The 26,329-nt window shown below is 48.2% G+C and carries 46 protein-coding genes; 39 read left to right on the top strand and 7 right to left on the bottom strand.

What is annotated here, in order from left to right:
* Nucleotides 1–132: 132 nt before the first annotated feature.
* On the top strand, nucleotides 133–327 hold the full coding sequence (gene bfd / locus LVQ79_RS02400; RefSeq protein ID WP_034461786.1) for a bacterioferritin-associated ferredoxin: 195 nt from the start codon (nucleotides 133–135) through the stop codon (nucleotides 325–327).
* A 72-nt stretch (nucleotides 328–399) separates the two neighbouring features.
* Nucleotides 400–876, top strand: a complete 477-nt coding sequence (gene bfr, locus LVQ79_RS02395) for a bacterioferritin (protein WP_064514255.1) — start codon at nucleotides 400–402, stop codon at nucleotides 874–876.
* On the opposite strand, the gene LVQ79_RS02390 is transcribed toward bfr, so the two are convergent.
* On the bottom strand, nucleotides 860–1,372 hold the full coding sequence (locus LVQ79_RS02390) for a prepilin peptidase (protein ID WP_255666926.1): 513 nt from the start codon (nucleotides 1,370–1,372) through the stop codon (nucleotides 860–862). The genes bfr and LVQ79_RS02390 overlap by 17 nt on opposite strands.
* Nucleotides 1,373–1,758: 386 nt before the next feature.
* Here LVQ79_RS02390 and rpsJ point away from each other — a divergent pair, with 386 nt between their 5' ends.
* The 31 genes from rpsJ (at nucleotide 1,759) to LVQ79_RS02235 (ending at nucleotide 16,638) form a co-directional block, all read left to right on the top strand.
* Entirely contained in the window at nucleotides 1,759–2,070 is a 312-nt protein-coding gene (gene rpsJ, locus LVQ79_RS02385) for a 30S ribosomal protein S10 (RefSeq protein WP_034461784.1), read from the top strand.
* A 31-nt stretch (nucleotides 2,071–2,101) separates the two neighbouring features.
* Nucleotides 2,102–2,731 (top strand): 50S ribosomal protein L3, encoded by a 630-nt coding sequence (rplC, locus tag LVQ79_RS02380; protein ID WP_064514251.1) that lies wholly within the window; start codon nucleotides 2,102–2,104, stop codon nucleotides 2,729–2,731.
* A 10-nt stretch (nucleotides 2,732–2,741) separates the two neighbouring features.
* Nucleotides 2,742–3,347 (top strand): 50S ribosomal protein L4, encoded by a 606-nt coding sequence (gene rplD / locus LVQ79_RS02375; RefSeq protein ID WP_034461782.1) that lies wholly within the window; start codon nucleotides 2,742–2,744, stop codon nucleotides 3,345–3,347.
* Nucleotides 3,344–3,646 carry a 50S ribosomal protein L23 gene (rplW, locus tag LVQ79_RS02370; RefSeq protein ID WP_034461781.1) on the top strand — a complete coding sequence of 101 codons (303 nt, stop codon included), beginning with the start codon at nucleotides 3,344–3,346 and terminating at the stop codon, nucleotides 3,644–3,646. The genes rplD and rplW overlap by 4 nt, the downstream gene beginning before the upstream one ends.
* 17 nt (nucleotides 3,647–3,663) lie before the next feature.
* A complete protein-coding gene (gene rplB, locus LVQ79_RS02365; RefSeq protein ID WP_034461780.1) occupies nucleotides 3,664–4,485 on the top strand; it encodes a 50S ribosomal protein L2 in 822 nt (273 codons plus the stop codon).
* Nucleotides 4,486–4,501: 16 nt separating this feature from the next.
* Nucleotides 4,502–4,780 (top strand): 30S ribosomal protein S19, encoded by a 279-nt coding sequence (rpsS, locus tag LVQ79_RS02360; RefSeq protein WP_001138115.1) that lies wholly within the window; start codon nucleotides 4,502–4,504, stop codon nucleotides 4,778–4,780.
* A gap of 13 nt (nucleotides 4,781–4,793) precedes the next feature.
* Entirely contained in the window at nucleotides 4,794–5,126 is a 333-nt protein-coding gene (rplV, locus tag LVQ79_RS02355; protein WP_034461779.1) for a 50S ribosomal protein L22, read from the top strand.
* Nucleotides 5,127–5,143: 17 nt separating this feature from the next.
* The gene (gene rpsC, locus LVQ79_RS02350; RefSeq protein WP_000529945.1) at nucleotides 5,144–5,845 is read left to right on the top strand and encodes a 30S ribosomal protein S3; all 702 of its coding nucleotides are present in this window, start codon (nucleotides 5,144–5,146) and stop codon (nucleotides 5,843–5,845) included.
* An 11-nt stretch (nucleotides 5,846–5,856) separates the two neighbouring features.
* The gene (gene rplP, locus LVQ79_RS02345) at nucleotides 5,857–6,267 is read left to right on the top strand and encodes a 50S ribosomal protein L16 (RefSeq protein WP_008927134.1); all 411 of its coding nucleotides are present in this window, start codon (nucleotides 5,857–5,859) and stop codon (nucleotides 6,265–6,267) included.
* Nucleotides 6,267–6,458, top strand: a complete 192-nt coding sequence (rpmC, locus tag LVQ79_RS02340) for a 50S ribosomal protein L29 (RefSeq protein ID WP_008457158.1) — start codon at nucleotides 6,267–6,269, stop codon at nucleotides 6,456–6,458. Before rplP ends, rpmC begins: the two co-directional genes overlap by 1 nt.
* Nucleotides 6,458–6,712: a 30S ribosomal protein S17 gene (gene rpsQ / locus LVQ79_RS02335; RefSeq protein WP_034461775.1), complete on the top strand. Its 255-nt coding sequence runs from the start codon at nucleotides 6,458–6,460 to the stop codon at nucleotides 6,710–6,712. Before rpmC ends, rpsQ begins: the two co-directional genes overlap by 1 nt.
* Before the next feature lie 166 nt (nucleotides 6,713–6,878).
* Nucleotides 6,879–7,250 (top strand): 50S ribosomal protein L14, encoded by a 372-nt coding sequence (gene rplN / locus LVQ79_RS02330; protein ID WP_002438705.1) that lies wholly within the window; start codon nucleotides 6,879–6,881, stop codon nucleotides 7,248–7,250.
* A 10-nt stretch (nucleotides 7,251–7,260) separates the two neighbouring features.
* Nucleotides 7,261–7,575, top strand: a complete 315-nt coding sequence (gene rplX / locus LVQ79_RS02325; protein ID WP_034461774.1) for a 50S ribosomal protein L24 — start codon at nucleotides 7,261–7,263, stop codon at nucleotides 7,573–7,575.
* 14 nt (nucleotides 7,576–7,589) lie between these two features.
* On the top strand, nucleotides 7,590–8,129 hold the full coding sequence (gene rplE / locus LVQ79_RS02320) for a 50S ribosomal protein L5 (RefSeq protein ID WP_034461772.1): 540 nt from the start codon (nucleotides 7,590–7,592) through the stop codon (nucleotides 8,127–8,129).
* A gap of 13 nt (nucleotides 8,130–8,142) precedes the next feature.
* Nucleotides 8,143–8,448 carry a 30S ribosomal protein S14 gene (rpsN, locus tag LVQ79_RS02315; RefSeq protein WP_034461771.1) on the top strand — a complete coding sequence of 102 codons (306 nt, stop codon included), beginning with the start codon at nucleotides 8,143–8,145 and terminating at the stop codon, nucleotides 8,446–8,448.
* A 30-nt stretch (nucleotides 8,449–8,478) separates the two neighbouring features.
* Complete coding sequence (gene rpsH / locus LVQ79_RS02310; RefSeq protein ID WP_034461770.1) at nucleotides 8,479–8,871, top strand: 30S ribosomal protein S8; 393 nt, start codon at nucleotides 8,479–8,481, stop codon at nucleotides 8,869–8,871.
* A gap of 13 nt (nucleotides 8,872–8,884) precedes the next feature.
* Nucleotides 8,885–9,418: a 50S ribosomal protein L6 gene (gene rplF / locus LVQ79_RS02305; RefSeq protein ID WP_034461769.1), complete on the top strand. Its 534-nt coding sequence runs from the start codon at nucleotides 8,885–8,887 to the stop codon at nucleotides 9,416–9,418.
* Between the two features lie 9 nt (nucleotides 9,419–9,427).
* Nucleotides 9,428–9,781, top strand: coding sequence for a 50S ribosomal protein L18 (rplR, locus tag LVQ79_RS02300; protein WP_034461768.1), 354 nt, complete (start codon nucleotides 9,428–9,430; stop codon nucleotides 9,779–9,781).
* 14 nt (nucleotides 9,782–9,795) lie between these two features.
* Nucleotides 9,796–10,296: a 30S ribosomal protein S5 gene (gene rpsE, locus LVQ79_RS02295; RefSeq protein ID WP_034461766.1), complete on the top strand. Its 501-nt coding sequence runs from the start codon at nucleotides 9,796–9,798 to the stop codon at nucleotides 10,294–10,296.
* A gap of 6 nt (nucleotides 10,297–10,302) precedes the next feature.
* Complete coding sequence (gene rpmD, locus LVQ79_RS02290; RefSeq protein ID WP_004846568.1) at nucleotides 10,303–10,482, top strand: 50S ribosomal protein L30; 180 nt, start codon at nucleotides 10,303–10,305, stop codon at nucleotides 10,480–10,482.
* A 3-nt stretch (nucleotides 10,483–10,485) separates the two neighbouring features.
* Nucleotides 10,486–10,920: a 50S ribosomal protein L15 gene (gene rplO, locus LVQ79_RS02285; RefSeq protein WP_034461765.1), complete on the top strand. Its 435-nt coding sequence runs from the start codon at nucleotides 10,486–10,488 to the stop codon at nucleotides 10,918–10,920.
* Between the two features lie 7 nt (nucleotides 10,921–10,927).
* Nucleotides 10,928–12,259 carry a preprotein translocase subunit SecY gene (secY, locus tag LVQ79_RS02280; RefSeq protein WP_034461764.1) on the top strand — a complete coding sequence of 444 codons (1,332 nt, stop codon included), beginning with the start codon at nucleotides 10,928–10,930 and terminating at the stop codon, nucleotides 12,257–12,259.
* Nucleotides 12,260–12,289: 30 nt separating this feature from the next.
* Nucleotides 12,290–12,406, top strand: a complete 117-nt coding sequence (rpmJ, locus tag LVQ79_RS02275) for a 50S ribosomal protein L36 (protein ID WP_000868187.1) — start codon at nucleotides 12,290–12,292, stop codon at nucleotides 12,404–12,406.
* Between the two features lie 146 nt (nucleotides 12,407–12,552).
* The gene (rpsM, locus tag LVQ79_RS02270; RefSeq protein ID WP_034461763.1) at nucleotides 12,553–12,909 is read left to right on the top strand and encodes a 30S ribosomal protein S13; all 357 of its coding nucleotides are present in this window, start codon (nucleotides 12,553–12,555) and stop codon (nucleotides 12,907–12,909) included.
* A 16-nt stretch (nucleotides 12,910–12,925) separates the two neighbouring features.
* Nucleotides 12,926–13,315: a 30S ribosomal protein S11 gene (rpsK, locus tag LVQ79_RS02265; RefSeq protein ID WP_004138423.1), complete on the top strand. Its 390-nt coding sequence runs from the start codon at nucleotides 12,926–12,928 to the stop codon at nucleotides 13,313–13,315.
* A 31-nt stretch (nucleotides 13,316–13,346) separates the two neighbouring features.
* A complete protein-coding gene (rpsD, locus tag LVQ79_RS02260) occupies nucleotides 13,347–13,967 on the top strand; it encodes a 30S ribosomal protein S4 (protein ID WP_034461762.1) in 621 nt (206 codons plus the stop codon).
* A gap of 25 nt (nucleotides 13,968–13,992) precedes the next feature.
* Nucleotides 13,993–14,982 carry a DNA-directed RNA polymerase subunit alpha gene (locus LVQ79_RS02255; RefSeq protein WP_034461761.1) on the top strand — a complete coding sequence of 330 codons (990 nt, stop codon included), beginning with the start codon at nucleotides 13,993–13,995 and terminating at the stop codon, nucleotides 14,980–14,982.
* Between the two features lie 40 nt (nucleotides 14,983–15,022).
* Entirely contained in the window at nucleotides 15,023–15,409 is a 387-nt protein-coding gene (rplQ, locus tag LVQ79_RS02250) for a 50S ribosomal protein L17 (protein WP_034461760.1), read from the top strand.
* Between the two features lie 113 nt (nucleotides 15,410–15,522).
* A complete protein-coding gene (locus LVQ79_RS02245; RefSeq protein WP_232864018.1) occupies nucleotides 15,523–15,891 on the top strand; it encodes a DnaJ family domain-containing protein in 369 nt (122 codons plus the stop codon).
* A 2-nt stretch (nucleotides 15,892–15,893) separates the two neighbouring features.
* The gene (gene zntR, locus LVQ79_RS02240) at nucleotides 15,894–16,313 is read left to right on the top strand and encodes a Zn(2+)-responsive transcriptional regulator (RefSeq protein WP_232863768.1); all 420 of its coding nucleotides are present in this window, start codon (nucleotides 15,894–15,896) and stop codon (nucleotides 16,311–16,313) included.
* A gap of 61 nt (nucleotides 16,314–16,374) precedes the next feature.
* Entirely contained in the window at nucleotides 16,375–16,638 is a 264-nt protein-coding gene (locus LVQ79_RS02235) for an alternative ribosome-rescue factor A (protein ID WP_232863767.1), read from the top strand.
* On the opposite strand, the gene mscL is transcribed toward LVQ79_RS02235, so the two are convergent.
* The 5 genes from mscL to def form a co-directional block, all read right to left on the bottom strand.
* A complete protein-coding gene (gene mscL / locus LVQ79_RS02230) occupies nucleotides 16,592–17,005 on the bottom strand; it encodes a large-conductance mechanosensitive channel protein MscL (protein ID WP_034461758.1) in 414 nt (137 codons plus the stop codon). The two genes, LVQ79_RS02235 and mscL, sit on opposite strands and share 47 nt — an antisense overlap.
* 159 nt (nucleotides 17,006–17,164) lie before the next feature.
* Nucleotides 17,165–18,541 carry a Trk system potassium transporter TrkA gene (trkA, locus tag LVQ79_RS02225; protein ID WP_034461757.1) on the bottom strand — a complete coding sequence of 459 codons (1,377 nt, stop codon included), beginning with the start codon at nucleotides 18,539–18,541 and terminating at the stop codon, nucleotides 17,165–17,167.
* Between the two features lie 47 nt (nucleotides 18,542–18,588).
* Complete coding sequence (gene rsmB, locus LVQ79_RS02220; protein WP_232863766.1) at nucleotides 18,589–19,878, bottom strand: 16S rRNA (cytosine(967)-C(5))-methyltransferase RsmB; 1,290 nt, start codon at nucleotides 19,876–19,878, stop codon at nucleotides 18,589–18,591.
* A 76-nt stretch (nucleotides 19,879–19,954) separates the two neighbouring features.
* Nucleotides 19,955–20,902 (bottom strand): methionyl-tRNA formyltransferase, encoded by a 948-nt coding sequence (gene fmt, locus LVQ79_RS02215; protein WP_232863765.1) that lies wholly within the window; start codon nucleotides 20,900–20,902, stop codon nucleotides 19,955–19,957.
* 21 nt (nucleotides 20,903–20,923) lie between these two features.
* Nucleotides 20,924–21,433 (bottom strand): peptide deformylase, encoded by a 510-nt coding sequence (gene def, locus LVQ79_RS02210; RefSeq protein ID WP_064514237.1) that lies wholly within the window; start codon nucleotides 21,431–21,433, stop codon nucleotides 20,924–20,926.
* A 128-nt stretch (nucleotides 21,434–21,561) separates the two neighbouring features.
* Here def and dprA point away from each other — a divergent pair, with 128 nt between their 5' ends.
* From dprA to LVQ79_RS02180, 6 genes are read left to right on the top strand one after another with little or no spacing between them, the layout of a single operon-like run.
* Nucleotides 21,562–22,686, top strand: a complete 1,125-nt coding sequence (dprA, locus tag LVQ79_RS02205) for a DNA-protecting protein DprA (protein WP_232863764.1) — start codon at nucleotides 21,562–21,564, stop codon at nucleotides 22,684–22,686.
* Nucleotides 22,658–23,131, top strand: coding sequence for a DUF494 family protein Smg (gene smg / locus LVQ79_RS02200; protein ID WP_064542994.1), 474 nt, complete (start codon nucleotides 22,658–22,660; stop codon nucleotides 23,129–23,131). Before dprA ends, smg begins: the two co-directional genes overlap by 29 nt.
* Before the next feature lie 24 nt (nucleotides 23,132–23,155).
* Nucleotides 23,156–23,698: a DNA topoisomerase family protein gene (locus tag LVQ79_RS02195; RefSeq protein WP_034461750.1), complete on the top strand. Its 543-nt coding sequence runs from the start codon at nucleotides 23,156–23,158 to the stop codon at nucleotides 23,696–23,698.
* Between the two features lie 5 nt (nucleotides 23,699–23,703).
* Nucleotides 23,704–24,276 (top strand): L-threonylcarbamoyladenylate synthase type 1 TsaC, encoded by a 573-nt coding sequence (tsaC, locus tag LVQ79_RS02190; RefSeq protein WP_232863763.1) that lies wholly within the window; start codon nucleotides 23,704–23,706, stop codon nucleotides 24,274–24,276.
* A 3-nt stretch (nucleotides 24,277–24,279) separates the two neighbouring features.
* A complete protein-coding gene (gene aroE / locus LVQ79_RS02185) occupies nucleotides 24,280–25,098 on the top strand; it encodes a shikimate dehydrogenase (RefSeq protein ID WP_232863762.1) in 819 nt (272 codons plus the stop codon).
* Nucleotides 25,095–25,352 (top strand): DUF1488 family protein, encoded by a 258-nt coding sequence (locus tag LVQ79_RS02180; protein WP_232863761.1) that lies wholly within the window; start codon nucleotides 25,095–25,097, stop codon nucleotides 25,350–25,352. The genes aroE and LVQ79_RS02180 overlap by 4 nt, the downstream gene beginning before the upstream one ends.
* Here LVQ79_RS02180 and LVQ79_RS02175 read toward each other — a convergent pair.
* Nucleotides 25,328–25,882 (bottom strand): gamma carbonic anhydrase family protein, encoded by a 555-nt coding sequence (locus tag LVQ79_RS02175; RefSeq protein ID WP_232863760.1) that lies wholly within the window; start codon nucleotides 25,880–25,882, stop codon nucleotides 25,328–25,330. The genes LVQ79_RS02180 and LVQ79_RS02175 overlap by 25 nt on opposite strands.
* Nucleotides 25,883–26,329 lie beyond the last annotated feature (447 nt).

Raw genomic sequence — 26,329 nt, 5'->3', positions numbered from 1 at the left:
GAAAAAAGAGCGCTTAGGCGCTCTTTTTTTTTTGCTATTTTTGCCGCTTACTCACTCAAGCAACATGGGTGTGCTATTGTAATCATAACTATTCTCATTTACACTTTGCGCGTAATTTGAACGGGAGTGCTTATGTACGTTTGTTTGTGTAATGGTGTAAGTGATAAAAAAATTCGGCAGGCAGTGCGCCAGTTTCATCCACAATCTTTCCAGCAGCTTCGCAAGTTTGTGCCAGTGGGAAACCAATGTGGCAAATGCATTCGCGCAGCACGAGAAATCATGCAAGAAGAGCTATTGCAGATCCCAGAATTTAAAGAGATTGCCTAAGACGGTCACTTTTTTTTGACTTACTCCGTGCTACATCTACGCTTCATGTAGTGGAAGCGGAGGGAGTAAAAAATGAAAGGTGATACTAAGATAATAAATTATCTCAATAAATTGTTGGGAAACGAGCTTGTCGCGATAAATCAGTATTTTCTCCATGCGAGAATGTTCAAAAACTGGGGCCTGATGCGCCTCAACGAAGTTGAGTACCACGAATCCATTGATGAAATGAAACATGCCGATAAGTACATCGAGCGTATTTTATTTCTCGAAGGCATTCCAAATCTGCAAGATTTAGGCAAGCTCCATATTGGTGAAGATGTTGAAGAAATGCTTCAATCTGACCTTAAATTAGAAATGGAAGGTGCCAAAGATTTGCGTGAAGCCATTGCTTACGCAGATACCATTCATGACTATGTCAGTCGAGACATGCTGATCCAAATTCTTGCAGAGGAAGAGCATCATATCGATTGGTTGGAAACTGAATTAGATCTCATCTCTAAAATTGGTTTGCAGAATTATATTCAGTCGCAAATCAAAGAAGGAAATTGAGTTCTTTAAACAGTGGGAAGGAGGAATATATCCATCCTGCTGAACCACCCGCTATCGCAAGGTATGGGCCAAAGGGTAGCGGAGTGGTAGTCAGTGACATTCTGTTCTTTCTTAGTAACTTTTTTATTAACACTGAAAACAGGCCCAATGATGAGGCTGTGAACAATATCCACCCCAAACTCTGCCATCCATGCCATGCTCCTAAGGCAGCCAAAAGCTTCATATCGCCGTAGCCGATGCCTTCACAGTTTCTCCAATAAAAATAAATCCAGTACAACCCCCACAAACTGACATACCCGCAAATAGCGCCAAGTACTGATGTTGCTAAATTCTCGGGTATAAAAAACAGCTGATACAGTAACCCAGACCATAACAAAGAGTAGGTCAGATTATCCGGGAGCAACATGCATCGATAATCTATCCAGGCTAGCCGTAGTAAAAGCCCAATATAGAGTGCGAGAAAGGGAAGTTCGAATAGGGTAGGGGATGTAGACATAGCCATTGATGACTCTGCAGTGATATGATTTTCAACACTAAATTAATATACATGTGAAAACAAAATGAAGATTATTCAGGCGCGAGCAGCCCTCCAGGGAATATTCTATGGTTAGTCAATTTTGCATCTCGAGTTGAAGGTGTGCCGTACCCCCGCATAAAAGATTGTTTAATTCGTATCCATGGCTTGATTAAGGGGCATATTTACGTATAATGCGCGGGCCTGTCTTAATCGACGGCTGGCTCAATACGAGCCTGACAGTGAAGTTGCTGTCGACAATGTTCCCAATTGGGGAACTATGTATGAACGATTACACTCCCCCATCAATCGTAATGGGTGTGAGTAGTGATTTTTTTCGTCTATAAAATAATTGGAGCTATGGTCTCATGCAGAGCCAAAGAATCCGTATCCGTCTTAAAGCGTTTGATCATCGTCTGATTGATCAATCAACTGCGGAAATCGTCGAGACTGCTAAGCGCACTGGTGCGCAAGTACGTGGTCCGATCCCGCTGCCGACCCGCAAAGAGCGCTTTACCGTTCTGATCTCTCCGCACGTCAACAAAGACGCGCGTGATCAGTACGAAATTCGCACTCACAAGCGTCTGGTTGACATCGTTGAGCCAACTGAGAAAACCGTTGATGCTCTGATGCGTCTGGATCTGGCTGCTGGTGTTGACGTGCAGATCAGCCTGGGTTAATCAGGTCATTGACGATTGAGAGGTTGAAACAATGATTGGTTTAGTCGGTAAAAAATTGGGTATGACCCGTATCTTCACTGAAGACGGCGTTTCTATCCCAGTAACCGTGATCGAAGTAGAAGCAAACCGTGTTACTCAGGTCAAAGACCTGGCTAACGATGGCTACCGTGCTGTTCAAGTTACCACTGGCGCTAAAAAAGCTAGCCGTGTAACTAAGCCGGAAGCTGGTCACTTCGCTAAAGCTGGCGTAGAAGCTGGCCGTGGCCTTTGGGAATTCCGTCTTGCAGAAGGCGAAGAGTTCACTGTAGGTCAAGACGTTAGCGTTGAGCTGTTTGCTGAAGTTAAAAAAGTTGACGTAACTGGCACCTCTAAAGGTAAAGGTTTCGCAGGTACCGTTAAGCGCTGGAACTTCCGTACCCAGGATGCTACACACGGTAACTCCTTGTCTCACCGCGTTCCGGGTTCTATCGGTCAGAACCAGACTCCGGGCAAAGTGTTCAAAGGCAAGAAAATGGCAGGCCAACTGGGCAACGAACGTGTAACTGTTCAGAGCCTGGATGTAGTACGCGTTGACGCTGAGCGCAACCTGCTGCTGGTTAAGGGTGCAGTTCCGGGTGCAACCGGTAGCGACCTTATTGTTAAACCAGCTGTGAAGGCGTGAGGAGATAGCAATGGAATTAGTATTGAAAGACGCGCAAAGCGCGCTGACTGTTTCCGAAACTACCTTCGGTCGTGATTTCAACGAAGCGCTGGTACACCAGGTTGTAGTTGCTTATGCAGCTGGTGCCCGTCAAGGTACTCGTGCTCAGAAGACCCGTGCTGAAGTAACTGGTTCCGGCAAAAAGCCGTGGCGCCAGAAAGGTACCGGCCGTGCGCGTTCAGGTTCTATCAAGAGCCCGATCTGGCGTTCCGGTGGCGTAACCTTCGCTGCTCGCCCGCAGGACCACAGTCAAAAAGTTAACAAAAAGATGTACCGCGGAGCGCTGAAAAGCATTCTGTCCGAACTGGTACGTCAGGATCGTCTGATCGTTGTCGAACAGTTCTCTGTTGAAGCGCCTAAAACTAAGCTGCTTGCTCAGAAACTGAAAGACATGGCCCTGGAAGATGTGCTGATCGTAACTGGCGAACTGGATGAGAATCTGTTCCTGGCTGCGCGTAACCTGCATAAGGTTGACGTGCGCGACGCAGCAACAATCGATCCAGTTAGCCTGATCGCCTTCGACAAAGTCGTTATGACTGCTGATGCAGTTAAGCAAGTTGAGGAGATGCTGGCATGATCCGTGAAGAACGTCTGCTGAAAGTACTGCGCGCGCCGCACGTATCTGAAAAAGCATCTATGGCGATGGAAAAAACTAATACCATCGTTCTCAAAGTTGCAAAAGACGCGACCAAAGCAGAGATCGTTGCTGCTGTTGAGAAACTGTTCGAAGTTGAAGTTAAAGGCGTTAATACCTTGCTTGTTAAAGGTAAAACTAAGCGTCATGGACAGCGTATCGGTCGTCGTAGCGACTGGAAAAAAGCTTACGTCACCCTGAAGGAAGGCCAGAATCTGGACTTCGTCGGCGGCGCTGAGTAAGTCGGAGGAGAAAAACAATGGCAGTTGTTAAATGTAAACCGACATCTCCGGGTCGTCGCCACGTAGTTAAAGTGGTCAACCCTGAGCTGCATAAGGGCAAACCATTTGCTCCGCTGGTTGAAAAAAACAGCAAATCCGGTGGCCGTAACAACAATGGTCGTATCACTACTCGTCACATCGGTGGTGGTCACAAGCAGGCTTATCGTATTGTTGACTTTAAACGCAACAAAGACGGTATCCCGGCAGTTGTTGAACGTCTTGAGTACGATCCGAACCGTTCTGCGAATATCGCACTGGTTCTGTACAAAGATGGCGAACGCCGTTACATCCTGGCCCCTAAAGGCCTGAAAGCTGGCGACCAGATTCAATCTGGCGTTGATGCTGCAATCAAAGCAGGTAACACCCTGCCGATGCGCAATATCCCGGTTGGTTCTACCGTTCATAACGTAGAAATGAAACCAGGTAAAGGCGGTCAGCTTGCACGTTCTGCTGGTACCTATGTGCAGATCGTTGCACGTGATGGTGCTTACGTTACCCTGCGTCTGCGTTCTGGTGAAATGCGTAAAGTCGAAGCTGACTGCCGTGCAACCATGGGCGAAGTCGGTAACTCTGAGCATATGCTCCGCGTTCTGGGTAAAGCAGGTGCTGCTCGCTGGCGTGGTGTTCGTCCTACCGTTCGCGGTACTGCGATGAACCCAGTCGACCACCCACACGGTGGTGGTGAAGGTCGTAACTTTGGTAAGCACCCGGTAACTCCGTGGGGCGTTCAGACCAAAGGTAAGAAGACCCGCAGCAACAAGCGTACTGATAAATTCATCGTACGTCGCCGTAGCAAATAATTTTAGAGGATAAGCCATGCCACGTTCTCTCAAGAAAGGTCCTTTTATTGACCTGCACTTGCTGAAGAAGGTAGAGAAAGCGGTGGAAAGCGGTGACAAGAAGCCCCTGCGCACTTGGTCCCGTCGTTCAACGATCTTTCCTAACATGATCGGTTTGACCATCGCTGTCCATAATGGTCGTCAGCATGTTCCGGTATTTGTTTCCGACGAGATGGTCGGTCACAAACTGGGTGAATTTGCACCGACACGTACTTATCGCGGCCATGCTGCTGATAAAAAAGCCAAGAAGAAATAAGTAGGAGGAAGAGATGGAAACTTTAGCTCAACATCGCCACGCTCGTTCTTCTGCTCAAAAGGTTCGCCTTGTTGCAGACCTTATTCGCGGTAAGAAAGTGTCGCAGGCACTGGAAATTTTGACCTTCACCAACAAGAAAGCTGCGGTATTGGTCAAGAAAGTTCTGGAATCTGCCATTGCTAACGCTGAACACAACGATGGCGCTGACATTGACGATCTGAAAGTCGCGAAAATCTTCGTAGACGCAGGCCCAAGCATGAAGCGCATTATGCCGCGTGCAAAAGGTCGTGCAGATCGCATCCTGAAGCGCACCAGCCACATTACTGTGGTTGTGTCCGATCGCTGAGACTCTGGAGACTAGCAATGGGTCAGAAAGTACATCCTAATGGTATTCGCCTGGGTATTGTAAAACCTTGGAACTCTACTTGGTTTGCGAACACCAAAGAATTCGCTGACAACCTGGACAGCGATTTTAAAGTTCGTCAGTACCTGACTAAGGAACTGGCGAAGGCGTCTGTATCTCGTATCGTTATCGAGCGTCCAGCTAAGAGCATCCGTGTGACTATTCACACTGCTCGCCCTGGCATCGTAATCGGTAAGAAAGGCGAAGACGTAGAAAAACTGCGCAAGGTCGTAGCGGATATCGCTGGCGTTCCTGCACAGATCAATATCGCCGAAGTTCGTAAGCCTGAACTGGACGCAAAATTGGTTGCTGATAGCATCACTTCACAGCTGGAACGTCGTGTTATGTTCCGTCGTGCTATGAAGCGTGCTGTACAGAATGCCATGCGTCTGGGCGCTAAAGGTATCAAAGTTGAAGTTAGCGGCCGTCTGGGCGGCGCCGAGATCGCACGTACCGAATGGTATCGTGAAGGTCGCGTGCCGTTGCACACTCTGCGTGCTGACATTGACTACAACACCTCTGAAGCGCACACCACTTATGGTGTAATTGGCGTTAAAGTGTGGATCTTCAAAGGTGAGATCCTGGGTGGGATGGCTGCTGTTGAACAACCGGAAAAACCGGCTGCTCAACCTAAAAAGCAGCAGCGTAAAGGCCGTAAGTAAGGAGAGTCGCTGTGTTACAACCAAAGCGTACAAAATTCCGTAAAGTGCACAAAGGCCGCAACCGTGGTCTGGCTGCTGGTACGGATGTTAGCTTCGGCACTTTCGGTCTGAAAGCTGTTGGCCGTGGTCGTCTGACTGCACGTCAGATCGAAGCAGCACGTCGTGCAATGACCCGTGCAGTTAAGCGTCAGGGTAAGATCTGGATCCGTGTATTCCCGGACAAACCGATCACCGAAAAGCCGCTTGAAGTGCGTATGGGTAAAGGTAAAGGCAACGTAGAGTATTGGGTTGCCTTGATCCAGCCTGGCAAAGTCCTGTATGAAATGGACGGCGTACCAGAAGAGCTGGCCCGTGAAGCATTCAAGCTGGCAGCAGCGAAACTGCCGATTAAAACCACCTTTGTAACTAAGACGGTGATGTAATGAAAGCAAAAGAGCTGCGTGAAAAGAGTGTTGAAGAGCTGAACACCGAGCTGCTGAATTTGCTGCGTGAGCAGTTCAATCTGCGTATGCAAGCAGCAAGTGGCCAGCTGCAACAGACTCACCTGCTGAAGCAAGTGCGTCGTGATGTTGCACGTGTTAAGACTTTATTGACTCAGAAGGCGGGTGCGTAATGACCGATAAAATCCGTACTCTGCAAGGTCGCGTTGTTAGTGACAAAATGGAGAAATCCATTGTTGTTGCTATCGAACGTGTGGTGAAACACCCGATTTACGGTAAATTCATCAAACGTACGACCAAACTGCACGTACATGACGAGAACAATGAATGTGGTATCGGTGACGTGGTTGAAATCCGCGAATGCCGCCCACTGTCTAAGACTAAGTCTTGGACGCTTGTTCGCGTTGTAGATAAAGCTGTTCTGTAATACAGTGAGCTTTGTCTAACGAATAAACGGCTCAGTAAATGAGCCGTTTATTTTTTCTACCCATATTCAGGAACCGGTGTTATAATGCCGCGCCCTCGTTTATGGGGCTTTTTAACGACCTAATTATGGGTCCCGAAGTAGTAGTTGACATTAGCGGAGCACTGAAATGATCCAAGAACAGACTATGCTGACCGTAGCCGACAACTCCGGCGCGCGTCGCGTAATGTGTATCAAGGTTCTGGGTGGCTCGCACCGTCGCTACGCAGGCGTCGGCGACATCATCAAAATTACCATCAAGGAAGCAATTCCTCGTGGTAAGGTGAAGAAAGGCGATGTCCTGAAAGCGGTAGTGGTGCGCACCAGGAAGGGTGTTCGTCGCCCGGACGGTTCTGTCATTCGCTTCGATGGTAATGCATGCGTTATTTTAAACAATAACAGCGAGCAACCAATCGGCACGCGTATTTTTGGGCCGGTAACTCGTGAACTGCGTAATGAAAAGTTCATGAAAATTATCTCTCTGGCACCAGAAGTACTCTAAGGAGCGAATCATGGCAGCTAAAATCCGTCGTGATGACGAAGTTATCGTGTTAACCGGTAAAGATAAAGGTAAGCGCGGTAAAGTTAAGAATGTCTTGTCTTCCGGCAAGCTAATTGTTGAAGGTATCAACCTGGTTAAGAAACATCAGAAGCCGGTTCCGGCCCTGAACCAACCAGGTGGCATCGTTGAAAAAGAAGCTGCTATTCAAGTTTCTAACGTTGCACTCTTCAATGCGGCAACCGGCAAGGCTGACCGTGTAGGCTTTAGATTCGAAGAGGGCAAAAAAGTCCGTTTCTTCAAATCTAACAGCGAAACTATCAAGTAATTTGGAGTAGTACGATGGCGAAACTGCATGATTACTACAAAGACGAAGTAGTTACAAAACTCATGACTGAGTTTAACTACAATTCTGTCATGCAAGTCCCTCGGGTCGAGAAGATCACCCTGAACATGGGTGTGGGTGAAGCGATCGCTGACAAGAAACTGCTGGATAATGCAGCAGCTGACTTGACAGCAATCTCCGGTCAAAAACCGTTGATCACCAAAGCACGCAAATCAGTTGCAGGCTTCAAAATCCGTCAGGGCTATCCGATCGGCTGTAAAGTAACTCTGCGTGGCGAACGCATGTGGGAGTTTCTTGAGCGCCTGATCACCATTGCTGTACCACGTATCCGTGACTTCCGTGGCTTGTCCGCTAAGTCATTCGATGGCCGTGGTAACTACAGCATGGGTGTCCGTGAGCAGATCATCTTCCCAGAAATCGACTATGACAAAGTCGATCGCGTTCGTGGTTTGGATATTACCATTACCACTACTGCGAAATCTGATGATGAAGGCCGTGCTCTGCTGGCAGCCTTTAACTTCCCATTCCGTAAGTAAGGTAGGGTTACTAATGGCTAAGCAATCGATGAAAGCACGCGAAGTCGTTCGCGTGAAACTGGCCGACAAATACCGCGCTAAACGCGAGGAATTGAAAGCTATCATCTCTGGTGTGAACTCATCCGACGAAGAACGTTGGGATGCTGTTCTTAAGCTGCAGTCTCTGCCGCGTGATTCCAGCCCGTCCCGTCAGCGTAACCGCTGCCGCCAAACTGGTCGTCCGCATGGTTATGTGGGCAAATTCGGGTTGAGCCGTATCAAGCTTCGTGAAGCCGCTATGCGCGGTGAAGTACCTGGCTTGAAGAAGGCTAGCTGGTAATATCCAATTGAATCACGGGAGTAAAGACAGATGAGCATGCAAGATCCAATTGCGGATATGCTGACCCGTATCCGTAACGGTCAAGCCGCGAATAAAGTTGCGGTCACCATGCCTTCCTCCAAGCTGAAATTGGCAATTGCCAACGTGCTGAAAGAAGAAGGCTATATTGAAGATTTTAAAATCGAAGGCGACATCAAGCCTGAACTGGAACTGACTCTTAAGTATTTCCAGGGCAAGGCTGTGGTAGAGAGCATTCAGCGAGTCAGCCGCCCAGGTCTGCGCATCTATAAGAAAAAAGATGAGCTGCCTAAAGTTATGGCCGGTATGGGTATTGCTGTCGTTTCTACCTCTAAAGGTGTTATGACTGATCGTGCAGCGCGCCAAGCTGGTCTTGGTGGCGAAATTATCTGCTACGTAGCCTAATTGGAGGAATAAAATGTCTCGTGTTGCTAAAGCACCGGTCGTTATTCCTGCTGGCGTAGAGGTAAAACTCAACGGTCAGGTTATTTCGATCAAAGGTAAGAACGGCGAGCTGACTCGTACAATCAACGATGCTGTTGAAGTTAAACACGCTGATAATGCACTGACTTTCGCTCCGCGCGAAGGTTTTGCTAACGCGTGGGCCCAAGCGGGTACCACTCGTGCGCTGTTAAATGCAATGGTTATCGGTGTTACCGAAGGCTTCACTAAGAAGCTGCAGCTGGTTGGTGTAGGTTATCGTGCAGCAGTTAAAGGCAATGCGGTGAGTTTGGCCCTGGGCTTCTCTCATCCTGTTGAACATGCTCTGCCAGCGGGAATCACTGCTGAATGTCCAACTCAAACTGAAATCGTGCTGAAAGGCGCTGATAAGCAGATGATTGGACAAGTGGCTGCTGATCTGCGCGCCTACCGTCGTCCTGAGCCTTATAAAGGCAAGGGTGTTCGTTACGCCGACGAAGTCGTGCGTACCAAAGAGGCTAAGAAGAAGTAAGGTAACACTATGGATAAGAAATCTGCTCGTATCCGTCGTGCGACCCGCGCACGTCACAAGCTCAAAGAACTGGGTGCGACTCGTCTGGTGATTCACCGCACGCCTCGTCATATTTATGCACAGGTTATCGCACCAAACGGTTCAGAAGTCCTGGTAGCTGCATCTACTGTAGAGAAAGCTATCGCTGAGCAACTGAAGTACACTGGAAATAAAGACGCCGCTACAGCTGTGGGTAAAGCTGTTGCAGAGCGCGCACTGGAAAAAGGTATTACGAAAGTATCCTTTGACCGTGCTGGTTTCCAATATCATGGTCGTGTCCAGGCACTGGCAGATGCTGCCCGTGATGCTGGCCTTCAGTTCTAAGGTAGAGGTGTAAGATGGCTCACATCGAAAAACAAGCTGGCGAACTGCAGGAAAAGCTGATCGCGGTAAATCGCGTATCTAAAACCGTTAAAGGTGGTCGTATTTTCTCCTTCACTGCACTGACAGTGGTTGGCGATGGTAACGGTCGCATTGGTTTTGGTTACGGAAAAGCGCGTGAAGTTCCAGCAGCTATCCAGAAAGCGATGGAAAAAGCCCGTCGCAACATGATTAACGTCGCGCTGAACCACGGCACCCTGCAGCACCCTGTTAAAGGTGTGCACACAGGATCTCGTGTGTTCATGCAGCCGGCTTCCCAGGGTACCGGTATTATTGCCGGTGGTGCAATGCGCGCCGTTCTGGAAGTCGCTGGAGTTCATAACGTTTTGGCTAAAGCATATGGTTCCACCAACCCGATTAACGTGGTTCGTGCAACTATTGATGGCCTGGCGAATATGAAGTCTCCGGAAATGGTCGCTGCCAAGCGTGGTAAATCCGTTGAAGAAATTCTGGGGTAATTGACCATGGCAAAGACTATTAAAATTACACAAACCCGCAGTGCGATCGGTCGTTTGCCGAAACACAAGGCAACGCTGCTTGGCCTGGGTCTGCGTCGTATTGGCCACACCGTAGAGCGCGAGGATACTCCTGCTGTACGTGGTATGGTCAACGCGGTTTCCTACATGGTTAAAGTTGAGGAGTAAGAGATGCGTTTAAATACTCTGTCTCCGGCCGAAGGGTCTAAGCACGCTTCAAAGCGTCTGGGTCGTGGTATCGGTTCTGGTCTCGGCAAAACCGGCGGTCGTGGTCACAAAGGTCAGAACTCTCGTTCTGGCGGTGGCGTACGTCGTGGGTTCGAAGGTGGCCAGATGCCGTTGTACCGTCGTCTGCCGAAATTCGGTTTCACCTCTCGCAAAGCAATGATCACTGGTGAGATTCGTCTCTCCGATCTGGCGAAAGTTGAAGGCGACGTAGTTGACCTGAACACGCTGAAAGCAGCAAACATTATCGGTATCCAGATCGAGTTCGCGAAAGTGATTCTGTCTGGCGAGGTTTCTCGTCCGGTAACTGTTCGCGGCCTGCGTGTCACTAAAGGCGCTCGTGCTGCTATCGAAGCTGCTGGCGGTAAAATCGAGGAATAAGTAGCAGATGGCAAAGCAACCGGGATTAGATTTTCAAAGTGCTAAAGGCGGGTTTGGCGAGCTGAAACGCAGACTGATGTTTGTTATCGGTGCGCTGATTGTGTTCCGTATTGGCTCTTTTATTCCGATCCCTGGTATTGATGCCGCTGTACTTGCCAAACTGCTTGAGCAACAGCGAGGCACTATCATTGAAATGTTTAACATGTTCTCTGGTGGTGCTCTCAGCCGTGCTTCTATCTTTGCATTGGGTATCATGCCGTATATTTCGGCATCGATTATTATCCAGCTGTTAACGGTGGTTCATCCAGCGTTAGCAGAGTTGAAGAAAGAAGGGGAGTCTGGTCGTCGTAAGATCAGCCAGTACACCCGTTATGGCACTCTGGTGCTGGCAATATTCCAGTCAATCGGTATTGCTACCGGTTTACCGAATATGCCTGGTATGCAAGGCTTGGTGTTAAACCCAGGCTTTGCATTCTACTTCACAGCTGTTGTGAGCCTTGTCACGGGGACTATGTTCCTTATGTGGCTTGGTGAACAGATTACTGAGCGTGGTATCGGCAACGGTATTTCAATCATAATCTTCGCTGGTATTGTTGCGGGTTTGCCGCCGGCCGTTGGCCATACTATCGAACAAGCAAGGCAAGGCGACCTGCACTTCCTTCTGTTGCTGTTGGTTGCAGTACTAGTATTCGCAGTGACCTTCTTCGTTGTTTTTGTTGAACGTGGTCAACGCCGCATTGTGGTAAACTACGCAAAACGTCAACAGGGTCGTCGTGTCTATGCTGCGCAGAGCACGCATTTACCGCTGAAAGTGAATATGGCTGGTGTTATTCCAGCAATTTTTGCTTCCAGTATTATTCTGTTCCCAGCAACGATTGCATCGTGGTTTGGGGGCGGTACCGGTTGGAACTGGCTGACTACAATTTCGCTGTATTTGCAGCCTGGGCAACCGCTTTATGTGTTACTCTATGCGTCTGCAATCATCTTCTTCTGTTTCTTCTACACAGCGTTGGTTTTCAACCCACGTGAAACAGCAGATAACCTGAAGAAGTCCGGTGCATTTGTACCAGGAATTCGTCCGGGAGAACAAACGGCGAAGTATATTGATAAAGTGATGACCCGCCTGACCTTGGTTGGTGCGTTGTACATTACCTTTATCTGCCTAATCCCGGAGTTCATGCGTGATGCAATGAAAGTGCCTTTCTACTTCGGTGGAACCTCGCTGCTCATTGTTGTCGTGGTTATCATGGACTTTATGGCTCAAGTGCAAACTCTGATGATGTCTAGTCAGTACGAGTCTGCATTGAAGAAAGCGAATCTGAAAGGCTACGGCCGTTAATAGTCGCTTGAGAAGTTACGGAGAGTAAAAATGAAAGTTCGTGCTTCCGTCAAGAAATTATGTCGTAACTGCAAAATCGTTAAGCGTGACGGTGTTATTCGCGTGATTTGCAGCGCCGAACCGAAGCATAAACAGCGTCAAGGCTGATTATCTCGTATATTTTTCTTGCAAAGTTGGGTTGAGCTGGCTAGATTAGCCAGCCAATCTTTTGTATGTCTATGCGTTTCCATTTGAGTATCCTGAAAACGGGCTTTTCGGTATGGGACGCATAATCTAAATAGTAGGAGTGCATAGTGGCCCGTATAGCAGGCATTAACATTCCTGATCAAAAACATACCGTGATCGCTTTAACTTCGATCTACGGTGTAGGCAAGACTCGTTCAAAGGCCATTTGTGCTGCGGCGGGTATCGCTGAAGATGTTAAGATCAGAGAGCTGTCTGAAGAACAAATCGACACGCTGCGTGACGAAGTTGCCAAATTTGTCGTTGAAGGTGATCTGCGCCGTGAAGTGAGTATGAGCATCAAGCGTCTGATGGACCTTGGTTGCTATCGCGGTTTGCGTCATCGTCGTGGTCTGCCAGTACGCGGTCAGCGTACGAAGACCAACGCACGTACCCGTAAGGGTCCGCGCAAACCGATCAAGAAATAATCGGGGTGATTGAATAATGGCAAAGGCACCAGTTCGTGCACGTAAGCGTGTAAGAAAACAAGTCTCTGACGGCGTGGCTCATGTCCATGCTTCTTTCAACAACACAATCGTTACTATCACTGATCGTCAGGGTAATGCATTGGGTTGGGCAACTGCCGGTGGTTCCGGTTTCCGTGGCTCTCGCAAGTCCACTCCGTTCGCAGCTCAGGTTGCAGCAGAGCGTTGCGCAGAAGCTGTGAAAGAATACGGTATCAAGAACCTTGAAGTTATGGTTAAGGGACCGGGTCCAGGCCGCGAATCTACTATTCGTGCTCTGAACGCCGCTGGTTTCCGCATCACTAATATTACTGATGTGACTCCGATCCCTCACAACGGTTGTCGTCCGCCGAAAAAACGTCGCGTATAACGCTCGTTTTTAGGAATGTTGGAGAAAGAAAATGGCAAGATATTTGGGTCCTAAGCTCAAGCTGAGCCGTCGCGAGGGCACAGACCTGTTCCTGAAGTCTGGTGTTCGCGCGATCGATACCAAGTGTAAAATTGAACAAGCTCCTGGCCAGCACGGTGCGCGTAAACCGCGTCTGTCTGACTATGGTGTGCAGTTGCGTGAAAAGCAAAAAGTTCGCCGCATGTTCGGTGTTCTGGAGCGTCAGTTCCGTAACTACTATAAAGAAGCAGCACGTCTGAAAGGCAACACCGGTGAAAACCTGTTGGCTCTGCTTGAAGGTCGTCTGGACAACGTTGTTTACCGTATGGGCTTTGGCGCTACTCGTGCAGAATCACGTCAGTTAGTTAGCCACAAAGCAGTTATGGTAAATGGTCGCGTTGTTAACATCGCTTCTTATCAGGTAACTCCGAATGACGTAGTTAGCATCCGTGAGAAAGCCAAAAAGCAATCTCGCGTGAAGGCCGCTCTGGAGCTGGCTGAACAGCGTGAAAAGCCAACCTGGCTGGAAGTTGATGCTGCTAAGATGGAAGGTGTGTTCAAGCGTAAGCCTGAGCGTACTGATCTGTCTGCGGACATTAACGAACACCTGATCGTCGAGCTTTACTCCAAGTAAAGCTTAGTACCAAAGAGAGGACACAATGCAGGGTTCTGTGACAGAGTTTCTAAAACCGCGCCTGGTAGATATCGAGCAAGTGAGTTCGACGCACGCCAAGGTGACCCTTGAGCCTTTAGAGCGTGGCTTTGGCCATACTCTTGGTAATGCACTGCGCCGTATTCTGCTCTCATCGATGCCGGGTTGCGCGGTGACAGAGGTTGAGATTGATGGTGTACTACACGAGTACAGCACCAAAGAAGGCGTTCAGGAGGATATCCTGGAAATCCTGCTCAACCTGAAAGGGCTGGCGGTGAGAGTTCAAGGTAAAGATGATGTTATTCTTACTCTGAATAAGTCTGGCATTGGCCCTGTGACTGCAGCCGATATCACCCATGATGGTGATGTCGAAATCGTCAAGCCGCAACATGTGATCTGCCACCTGACTGATGAGAACGCATCTATTAGTATGCGTATCAAAGTTCAGCGCGGTCGCGGTTATGTGCCGGCCTCTGCCCGAATTCATTCGGAAGAAGATGAGCGCCCAATTGGTCGTCTGCTGGTCGACGCCTGCTACAGCCCTGTAGAGCGAATTGCCTACAATGTTGAAGCTGCGCGTGTAGAACAGCGTACTGACTTGGATAAGCTGGTCATCGAAATGGAAACCAACGGTACAATCGATCCTGAAGAGGCGATTCGTCGTGCGGCAACCATTCTGGCTGAACAACTTGAAGCTTTCGTTGACTTACGTGATGTTCGTCAACCAGAAGTTAAAGAAGAGAAACCAGAGTTCGATCCGATCCTGCTGCGCCCTGTTGACGATCTGGAATTGACTGTCCGCTCTGCTAACTGCCTTAAGGCAGAAGCTATCCACTATATCGGTGATCTGGTACAGCGTACCGAAGTTGAGCTGCTCAAAACGCCTAACTTGGGTAAAAAATCTCTTACCGAGATTAAAGACGTGCTGGCTTCCCGTGGTTTGTCTCTGGGCATGCGCCTGGAAAACTGGCCACCGGCAAGCATCGCTGACGAGTAACCGGATCACAGGTTAAGGTTTTACTGAGAAGGATAAGGTCATGCGCCATCGTAAGAGTGGTCGTCAACTGAACCGCAACAGCAGCCATCGCCAGGCTATGTTCCGCAATATGGCAGGTTCACTGGTTCGTCATGAGATCATCAAGACGACTCTGCCTAAAGCGAAAGAGCTGCGTCGCGTAGTTGAGCCGCTGATTACTCTTGCCAAGACTGATAGCGTTGCTAATCGTCGTCTGGCATTCGCCCGCACTCGTGATAACGAGATCGTGGCAAAACTGTTTAATGAATTGGGTCCGCGTTTTGCAGCCCGTACTGGTGGTTACACTCGCATTCTTAAGTGTGGCTTCCGTGCAGGTGACAATGCTCCGATGGCTTACATCGAGCTGGTTGATCGCGCCGAGTCTCAAACAGAAGCTGCTGCAGAGTAATCTGTAGTAACGTGAAAAAACCGGGCTTGCCCGGTTTTTTTATATCTGAAATTCGTCCTCCCGTGCTTTTCCAGCATATCTTTATTACATCTCCAGTTATTGCAGAGTTGATTATGTGGTTACTTGATCAATGGGCAGAACGTCATATTCTTGATGCACAACGCAATGGTGAGTTTGATTCACTACCTGGGTCAGGGAAGCCTCTCGAACTTGATGATGATTCACATATCCCACTCGAATTACGAGCGGCTTGGCGTCTGTTGATAAATTCTGGTTGCTTACCTCCCGAGCTTCAACATCGTAAGGATGCTATTGAGCTTAATGATTTACTCAAATCGATAGGTCATAGCCATCCTGAATACACAGGTATCAGAAAGAAATTGCTATTACTTGAGCTCAAACTTCAGAATGCAGGAATGAGTACTGATTTCCTACATGGAGAGTATGCTGATAGATTGCTTCATAAAATTGATGAGGAATGATCATGTTTCGTATTGGAGAGTTGGCCAGACTGGCAGATGTGACGCCCGATACCATCCGCTATTATGAAAAGCAGCAAATGATGGATCATGAAGTCAGAACTGAAGGAGGCTTTCGGCTTTATAGTGAAAGTGATTTGCAGCGCCTGAAGTTTATCCGTTATGCAAAACAGTTAGGTTTCACGCTGGAAACTATCCGTGAACTACTGTCGATCCGAATCGATCCCGAGCATCACACCTGCCAGGAATCGAAGAGCATTGTGCAATCGAGATTGACAGAGGTGGAGTCCAAAATTAAAGAGCTTCAGCATATGCAGCGCTCGTTACAGAGATTAAATGATGCATGTTGTGGCACTGCCCACAGCAGCGCATATTGTTCAATCCTTGAAGCGTTGGAGCAGGGAGCTAGCCAGCGAAAAGATTAAATTGTATTTTTCAGATAAAGGCATAAAATCGCGCCGTTATTTTAATCAATTTGGAGTTTGTATGAGCAAGTATCAGCATAAGAGAGGGATCATCAAAGATAATGCCATTGAGGCATTGCTACATGACCCACTATTTCGTCAAAGAGTTGAGCAGAATAAGAAAGGGAAAGGGAGTTACCAACGTAATACAAAACATGGCAAACGAGGTAACTGGGAGGCCAGTGGCAAACAAGCAAATCGCTTTTTTACCACTGGCCTTCCTTTTTTCACTAGCGCATTCAGATTCGTTCGTTCTGCTGTTTCAGCAGGTCGCGAATTTCGCTGAGTAATACTTCTTCTTTAGTTGGTGCCGGTGGTGCTGCAGGTTCTTCGACTTTCTTACGATTCAGTTTGTTTATCGCTTTGATCGCAAGGAAAATCGCGAAGGCAACAATTACGAAATCAAAGATATTCTGAATAAATACGCCGTAATGCATCACAACGGCAGGAATATCACCCGCTGCAGGTCTTAATGTTAAAGCGAACTGTTTAAAATCCACGCCACCAATTAACAACCCAAGTGGTGGCATAATAATATCCGCAACTAATGATGAAACAATTTTCCCGAATGCGGCCCCAATAATTACACCTACTGCCAAATCCACAACATTTCCGCGCATAGCAAATTCACGGAATTCTTTTAACATGCTCATTTTTCTCTCCTTGTACCGGCTGACGTTAATAAGTCTAACAAATGATGACCCGATTGCCATTACATCAGGAAATAAGAATTCCCTGCTAATACCTTAATATTCAGAGGGTTTATTGGGTTAAGAGAATGACGGGTAGATTTTTTATCTACCCGCTAGAGGTTATAGGAAGAAAGGACTTGGCTGGAATAGACGTTCCACATCGCTCACAAATTTCTTATCTGTCAGGAACATAATTACATGGTCGCCCTGTTCTATACGTAAATTGTCATTAGCGATCATGACATCGTTTCCCCTGACGACAGCACCAATTATCGTACCTGGCGGAAGCTTTATTTCATCAATAGAACGACCTACTACGCGTGAAGTACTTTCATCGCCATGGGCAACCGCTTCGATGGCTTCAGCCACTCCACGACGTAAAGATGATACCCCTACGATATCGGCTTTACGCACATGGCCCAATAATGCCGAAATGGTGGCTTGCTGTGGTGAAATTGCAATATCAATTACGCTGCCCTGCACCAAATCGACGTAGGCTTTACGTTGGATAAGCACCATGACTTTCTTGGCACCCATACGTTTAGCCAACATAGCGGACATAATATTTGCTTCATCGTCATTGGTGACGGCGATAAACAAATCAACTTGTTCAATATGCTCCTCGGCCAACAGTTCCTGATCGGAAGCATCACCATAGAATACGATGGTGTTTTGCAGCATTTCGGCAAGTTCGGCAGCACGTTGCGGATCACGTTCAATGAGCTTAACGCTGTAATCTTTTTCAAGACGCTGTGCCAGACCTGCCCCAATATTACCGCCACCAACAAGCATAATGCGCTTATAAGGTTTTTCGAGTCGTTGCAATTCACTCATTACGGCGCGGATATGCTGAGAGGCGGCAATGAAGAAGACTTCATCTCCGGCTTCAACGATAGTCGAACCTTGCGGGCGAATAGGACGGTCATGACGGAAAATCGCCGCAACGCGCGTTTCGATATGCGGCATATGTTCGCGCATAGTCGAAAGTGCATTTCCGACGAGTGGCCCACCGTAATAAGCTTTCACAACGGCAAGGCTTACTTTCCCTTCAGCAAAATTCACCACCTGAAGTGCACCTGGATATTCAATCAGGCGATAAATATTGTCGATGACTAGCTGTTCAGGCGCGATAAGGTGATCAATTGGCACGGCTTCGGCGTTGAATAAACGCTCGGCATCACGAACGTAATCAGGTGCACGAATTCGCGCGATTCGGTTTGGCGTATTAAAAAGCGAATATGCTACCTGGCAGGCAATCATGTTCGTTTCATCAGAACTGGTTACTGCGACCAACATATCGGCATCATCGGCGCCTGCTTCACGCAAAACGCGCGGATGCGAGCCGTGCCCCTGCACAACGCGTAAATCGAACTTATCTTGCAAGCTGCGTAGGCGATCCTGATTGGTATCAACAACAGTTATATCGTTGTTCTCACCTACCAGGTTTTCTGCCAGTGTGCCGCCGACCTGGCCCGCACCGAGAATTATTATTTTCATTGTTTTATAGCTTCATGAGATGAAACCTAAGACTCAGCAAACCTGAATCAGCTTTTAATTAGCTTAGCGTAAAAGAAGCCATCACCATCTTCCGGAGAAGGGAGATTCTGGATCCCTGGCATTTCTGGTGTACCTGTTTCCACCAGTTTTGCTTCTGGATGCTGCGCCAGGAATGCCGCGACTTGCTGATAGTTTTCTTCTGGCAGGATAGAACATGTGGCGTAAACCAATGTGCCACCCGATTTCAGTTTTGGCCAAATAGCTTCCAGAATCTCTTTTTGCAGTGCAGCTAATTCAGCGATGTCTCTGTCGCGACGCAACCATTTGATATCCGGGTGGCGGCGAATAACACCTGTAGCTGAACACGGTGCATCAAGAAGAATGCGATCAAATTGTTGATTACCACACCACTGTTCAGGGAAACGCCCGTCTCCTGATTTAACCTCTGCACTCATACCCAGACGTTGCAAGTTTTCGTGCACACGCTTCAGGCGCTGTTCATCAATGTCGACAGCCATCACGCGTGCTTTAGGTGCAGCTTCAAGTATATGAGTGGTTTTGCCACCAGGTGCTGCACACAAATCGAGGATCGCATCGCCATCTTGCGGATCCAGTAGATCAACACAACCTTGTGCTGAGGCATCCTGAACTGTCACCCAACCTTCTTCAAACCCCGGTAATGCGTGAACAGGAGCAGGAGTTTCAAGGCGCACTGCATCGCGATATTGTGGATGAGCATGACCTTCCAGCCCCTTTTCTGCTAATAACGCCATCCATTCTTCACGAGTATGGTGTTGGCGATTAACACGCAGCCACATAGGAGGGCGCTGATTATTGGCATCGACAATAGATTGCCATTGGCCCGGATAGGCTTTTTTCAAACGTTGCAGTAACCAGCTCGGGTGTAAGAAACGGCTTTCATGTTTAGCCGCTTCTGCCATCAGCTCTTCTTGTTGGCGCTGGAACTGGCGTAATACGCCGTTAATCAAACCTTTAAGTGATTGCTTCTTGATAGCAGCTGCCCCTTCAACTGTTTCTGCCAGAGCAGCATGAGCAGGAATGCGGGTATAAAGGAGCTGATAAAAACCTACCATAATCAAATAGTGGATGGTGCGTTGCTTGCCCGTCATCGGGCGAGACATCAATTTACCAATCAACCATTCCAACTGAGGCAGAGTGCGTAATACGCCAAAGCAAAGCTCCTGAAGCAATGCTCTATCTTTATCAGAGACTTTTTGTTGCATAGCAGGCAGGACATTACTGAGCGATTGACCTTGTTCCACAACTTGTTCAATCGTCTGTGCGGCCATACTGCGAAGATTTAATGTTTTTTTCATACGTACGCTCTGGTTTTTCGGCGCTTAAAAACAAAAATGCCCAGGTGATTGACCTGGGCGCAAAGAATTTCTTTTCTCAGGCGAGAAGTGCACCTGGCTTAAACCATTCACTGCGAGAGTTCAGGAGGTCCTGTGCAGTCATCGCTTTCTTTCCAGCAGGTTGAAGTGATTCCAGATTTAAAATCCCTTCACCAGTTGCCACCTGAATACCCTGTTTGTTGGTTTCAACAATGGTTCCGGGTGCTGCTTTAATCGGTTGGTTAATCACTGATGCCTGCCAGACTTTAACGGGCTGCCCGTCAATTTCCAGCCAACTCATTGGCCACGGATTAAAAGCGCGGATGCACCGCTCAAGTTGTGAGGCAGAAAGCGACCAGTCGATACGTGCCTCTTCCTTGCTGAGTTTTTCAGCGTACGTCACCAGTTCTTCATTTTGAACTTCAGGTTTTGCATGGCCTGTAGCCAACTGATTTAACGTTTCTAATAACCCCACAGGGCCAAGGTTTGCCAGCTTATCGTAGAGCGTTGCGCTGGTATCAGTGGCTTCAATTGGGCAGGAGAGTTTCACCAGCATATCGCCAGTATCCAGACCCACGTCCATCTGCATAATGGTCACGCCTGTTTCGGCATCACCAGCCCATAACGAACGCTGGATAGGTGCAGCACCACGCCAGCGTGGCAGCAGCGAACCATGAACATTAATACAGCCCAGGCGTGGCATATCCAGAACCGCTTTTGGCAGAATCAGACCGTAAGCTACAACCACCATGACATCAGCGTTCAAGCTGGAAACCAGTTCCTGATTTTCAGCAGGGCGCAAAGAGGCTGGTTGAAATACAGGGATATCCCTTTCAGTCGCCAGTACTTTAACTGGGCTTGGCATCAACTTTTTGCCACGCCCAGCAGGACGATCGGGTTGTGTGAATACGCCAACTACCTGGTGCTGAGAAGACAACAGCGCGTCAAGATGACGCGCTGCAAAGTCAGGAGTGCCAGCGAAAATAATACGCAGTGAATCAGACACATTATTCCCTTGTGTGATGGATTAGGCACTCTTATTCAGACGAGCCATTTTTTCCAGTTTCTGACGAATACGCTGACGCTTCAACGGTGAAAGGTAATCAACGAAGAGTTTGCCAACCAGGTGATCCATCTCGTGTTGAATACAAATGGCAAGCAGGCCATCAGCTTCCAGTTCGTATGGCTTACCTTCACGGTCCAGAGCGCGAATTTTGACTCTTTCCGCTCGAGGAACAAGAGCACGTTGTTCTGGTATGGACAGGCAACCCTCTTCGATACCAGTATCGCCGCTTTTTTCCAGCAACTCAGGGTTAATCAAAACCAGGCGCTCGTCGCGGTTTTCAGAAACATCAATCACAATGATACGTTGATGGATATCCACCTGTGTTGCTGCAAGGCCAATACCTTCCTCTGCGTACATTGTCTCGAACATATCATCGACAATCCGCTGAATTTCAGCATTCACCTCTTTGACCGGAGCCGCCACAGTGCGAAGGCGCTCGTCCGGAAAATGTAATACCTGCAAAACTGACATAAATATCCAGAGCTGTGTTCAATTGATAGAAAGATTATTACCTCTATTCTAGACATTTCCCGGCCTGATTGACAGCATCAGTGACCAATCGCAAGGATTGCTTTTATAGCTTATGGCAGGAGGGAATTATGTCACCAATGGAGATTTGGCTACGCCTGATGGCGGTTCAAAGCCTGAGTGGCGATAAGCTATTAAAAATTGCCCATTTCTTGTTGAAGGAGCCTGAGTGTTCGGTTGTTTCTCTGACGAGTGCAGGCTTATCTACCCAGCAGATTTCTCATTTTCTGGAATTTAGTGACAAAGAACTGGAAGAGTCATTGGACTGGCTTGAAGTACCTGATCATCATCTTCTCACGGCCGACTGTGAGCATTATCCCGCTCAGTTGCGTGCAATAGATTGCTACCCTGCAGCCTTATTTGTCAGGGGGGATATTCGGCTTCTTTCCAGTAACCAACTCGCCGTGGTCGGTAATCGGAATATTTCCCAATATGGTGAGCGTTGGTGCCGGATGTTTTGCGAACCATTAGCTACTGCCGGGTTAACGATAACCAGTGGTTTGGCTCTGGGTATCGACGCTGTGGCACACCGCGCGGCAATCAACATTCACGGGAAAACCATCGCGGTATTGGGGAATGGGCTGGCTGGAATTTACCCCAGGCGCCATAAGCAATTGGCCGAACAGATAATTGCGGAAGGAGGGGCGATCATCTCTGAATTTCCCCTAACGACCTCTCCCTATCCGGGCAATTTTCCGCGCAGAAATCGCATCATCAGTGGGCTGAGTCGTGCGGTATTTGTTGTCGAAGCCAGTGAGCGCAGTGGGTCGCTGGTCACGGCCCGTTATGCACTCGAGCAAGGCAGGGAACTGTTTGCGTTACCAGGCGCAGTGGGTAGCCCCGGCAGTGAAGGGCCACACTGGTTGATTAAGCAAGGCGCTACACTGGTAAGCCATCCTTCGGACATACTCGAGCACCTGGAAAACGAACTGCAATGGCTTCCTTCACCTCACAAAGCATTAATATATTCACACAATGAAGGGGATCGCACATTGCCATTTCCTGAGCTGTTGGCTAACGTAGGAGATGAGGTTACACCTGTTGACGTCGTCGCTGAACGTGCCGGCCAACCTGTGCCAGAGACGGTAGCCCAGCTACTCGAACTGGAGTTAGCAGGATGGATCGCAGCTGTACCCGGCGGCTATGTCCGATTGAGGAGGGCATGCCATGTTCGACGTACTAATGTACTTATTTGAAACCTACATCCACAACGAAGTGGAAATGCGAGTTGATCAAGATAAATTGACGCGTGATCTCGCCGACGCCGGTTTTGATCATGAAGACATTTATAACGCTCTTGTATGGCTTGAAAAACTGGCGGACTATCAGGAAGGTCTGACTGAACCCATGCAACTGGCCGCTGACCCACTTTCAATGCGTATGTATACCGCAGATGAATGCCAGCGACTTGATGCAACTTGTCGGGGGTTTTTACTGTTCCTTGAACAGATTCAGGTGCTGAACCTCGAAACCCGTGAAATGGTCATTGAACGAGTATTAGCATTAGACACCGCTGAGTTCGAACTGGAAGACTTAAAGTGGGTGGTGCTAATGGTACTGTTCAACATTCCGGGGTGCGAAAATGCATATCAGCAAATGGAAGAATTACTCTTCGAAGTAAATGAAGGTATGCTGCATTAAATTAAAGCCGCGGCATGAGATGTTATGACCAAATCAGCACTGTTCACTGTGCCTAAAAATGAACCCTGTCCCCAATGTGGGGCAGGGTTAGTCATTCGTTCTGGTAAACACGGCCCTTTTCTTGGCTGTTCCCATTACCCGGAATGTGATTATGTTCGCCCGCTAAAAAGCCTGGCTGATGGCCATGTGGTTAAAGTACTTGAAGGTCAACACTGTCCTGTATGCCAGGAAAACCTGGTATTACGCCAGGGGCGTTTCGGCATGTTCATTGGTTGCAGCAATTACCCAACTTGTGATCATACCGAAGTTATCGACAAACCCGATGAAACTGCAATCAATTGCCCTCAATGCCAGAAAGGTAAATTAGTCCAAAGACGCTCTCGGTTTGGTAAAACCTTTTGGTCATGTGATAGCTATCCGACCTGTCAATTCGTCATTAATAGCAAACCAGTGGCAGGCGAATGCCCTGCGTGTCACTATCCGTTACTCATCGAAAAGAAAACGGCGCAGGGATTGAAACAATTCTGTGCCAGCAAACAATGTGGAAAGCCGGTAACGGCGGAATAAAGCTTGTGAAGACAAACCTGCAAACAGAGCAACTCCAAGAGATCGTTGCCGCCTTAAAACAACAACAAGTGATCGCTTATCCAACCGAAGCAGTGTTTGGCGTCGGTTGTGATCCTGACAGTGAGCTGGCAGTTACGCGTTTACTAGAGTTAAAACATCGCCCCGTAGACAAAGGCCTTATCCTGATAGCTGCGAGTTTCGAGCAACTTGTTCCATATATAGATAGCTCCGTGCTTTCGCAAATGCAGCGAGAAACCGTATTCTCTCGTTGGCCAGGGCCTGTGACCTTTGTTTTCCCAGCTCTTCCTTCAACACCGCGCTGGCTAACGGGTCGATTTGATTCCTTAGCCGTGAGGGTCACTGATCATCCATTGGTTCGTGATTTATGCCTGGTTTTTGGCAAACCTTTGGTTTCTACCAGTGCCAATTTATCTGGTTTACCACCTTGTCGTACGGCTGATGAAGTCCTGGCTCAATTTGGTGATGGCTTCCCGGTACTGCGTGGCGATACCGGAGGCAGGCTGAATCCGTCTGAAATTCGTGACGCTTTGACCGGCGAACTTTTCCGCCAGGGGTAATTAATGAACACCTTTGCCGTTTTTGGTAACCCAATTCAGCACAGCAAATCACCGCAAATTCATCAGATGTTTGCTGAGCAGTTAAAAATAGAGCATCCATATGGCCGTGTGTTGGCACCTGTTGATGCTTTTATTGAAACTCTTGAGCATTTTTTCCAGGCGGGCGGTAAAGGCGTCAATATTACTGTTCCTTTTAAAGAGCAAGCATTTGCCCGTGCTGATGAACTGACCGAGCGTGCTGCATTAGCCGGTGCGGTGAACACGCTTAAGCGCCTGGACGATGGGCGCCTGCTCGGCGATAACACCGATGGGATTGGTCTTTTAACCGATCTGGAGCGTTTATCGCTGATCAAACCGGGTCGGCGAATTTTACTGTTGGGGGCTGGTGGCGCGGCACGGGGCGTTTTACTACCTTTGCTCTCGCTTGATTGCTCTGTAACGATAACCAACCGGACATTTTCTCGAGCCATGGAGCTCGCACAACTATTTAGCCACACTGGCAGTATTCAGGCGTTAGAGCAGTCTGAGCTGGAGGGGCATGAGTTCGATCTTATTATTAATGCCACCTCTAGCGGCATTGCTGGTGATATTCCTGTCATTCCAACTTCGTTGCTTTCGCATAATGTTCATTGCTATGACATGTTCTATCAAAAGGGCGATACACCGTTCTTGCATTGGTGCAAACAACATGGTGTTCAACATTATGCCGATGGTTTAGGAATGCTGGTGGGTCAGGCTGCACATGCCTTTTTCTTGTGGCACGGTGTGTTACCAGAAATCGCGCCAGTAATAGAGAAGCTAAAGCAGGAAATGTCGAAGTGAACCAGTCGATCCAGTTTCCCGATCGCGAGCAATGGGACGATCAACTTCTGGCGGTCTGCTTTCCTGCATTAGTAAATGGCTTTCAGATGATGTGCGGTATTACCGGGGAAACTATCGCCAGCCGTTATGGTGGCGATAATAAAGAATCATGGCTCGAGCTCTTTCGTCTTAATCGTTGGGATTTGGAAGACGAAGCAGAGGAGTTAATTGCAACTGGTGAACATGACAATCAAAGCTGCGTTTGGCTTTCCTGATCAAGATACTCATCTTTCCAGCGAACGTAGTTATTGGCTGAGTATTTTAAGCCTTCCAGTTCTCCAGCCGTAAGAGGGCGGATCTGCTTTACTGGGCTACCCAGATAAAGGAAGCCGCTCTCAAGACGTTTATTTTGCGGCACCAAACTTCCTGCACCGATCATTACATCGTCTTCTATTACTACACCATCCAGCAAAATCGATCCCATTCCTACGAGCACGCGGTTACCGATCGTGCAGCCGTGCAGCATGACCTTATGTCCCACAGTCACATCTTCACCGACAATAAGTGGATTGCCTTCCGGGTTATAGGAAGATTTATGCGTTACATGCAACACACTCCCATCCTGAATATTGCTACGAGCACCAATAGCCACATAGTTAACGTCGCCACGGATAGCAACTAGTGGCCAAATGCTCACATCATCAGCAAGACGCACGTCACCAATCACAACACTTGAACTATCAAGCATCACTCTTTGGCCAACTTCAGGATAGGTTTTTTGAAAAGGACGTAATACTGCAGACATAAATACCTCTGAAAGTTCTCTTCGTAGATAGACTGTGGCTGCTTTCTTAACCGATGGCAAGGAGGTAAAGCATCAAAAATAAGGCGAATTGGACATGATCGCAGCGAAAAGGGCGAAAACTAATCAGTCGGAAGAAAAGATCGAAAAAAGGGTTGTGCTATAAAAAGAGATCCCTATAATGCGCCTCCATCGACACGGAACATGTGAACAACATCACAGAGTAACGCGGCGATGAGAGTCAAATATCCTGAAATTAAGGGTTGACTCTGAAAGAGGAAAGCGTAATATACGCCACCTCGAGTTAGCAAGCGAAAGCGCGTAACTCACTGCTCTTTAACAATTTATCAGACAATCTGTGTGGGCACTCGCAGGATTGATATCTCAGATACCTTCGGGTATCAAAAAAATATCAAGTCTTGAAGAGTGACCAAGCAGTAATTCATTTAG

The sequence above is a fragment of the Buttiauxella cochleicola genome (assembly GCF_021282405.1).
In the GTDB taxonomy this organism is placed as follows: domain Bacteria; phylum Pseudomonadota; class Gammaproteobacteria; order Enterobacterales; family Enterobacteriaceae; genus Buttiauxella; species Buttiauxella massiliensis.
This window is presented reverse-complemented; position numbering and strand designations above follow the sequence as displayed.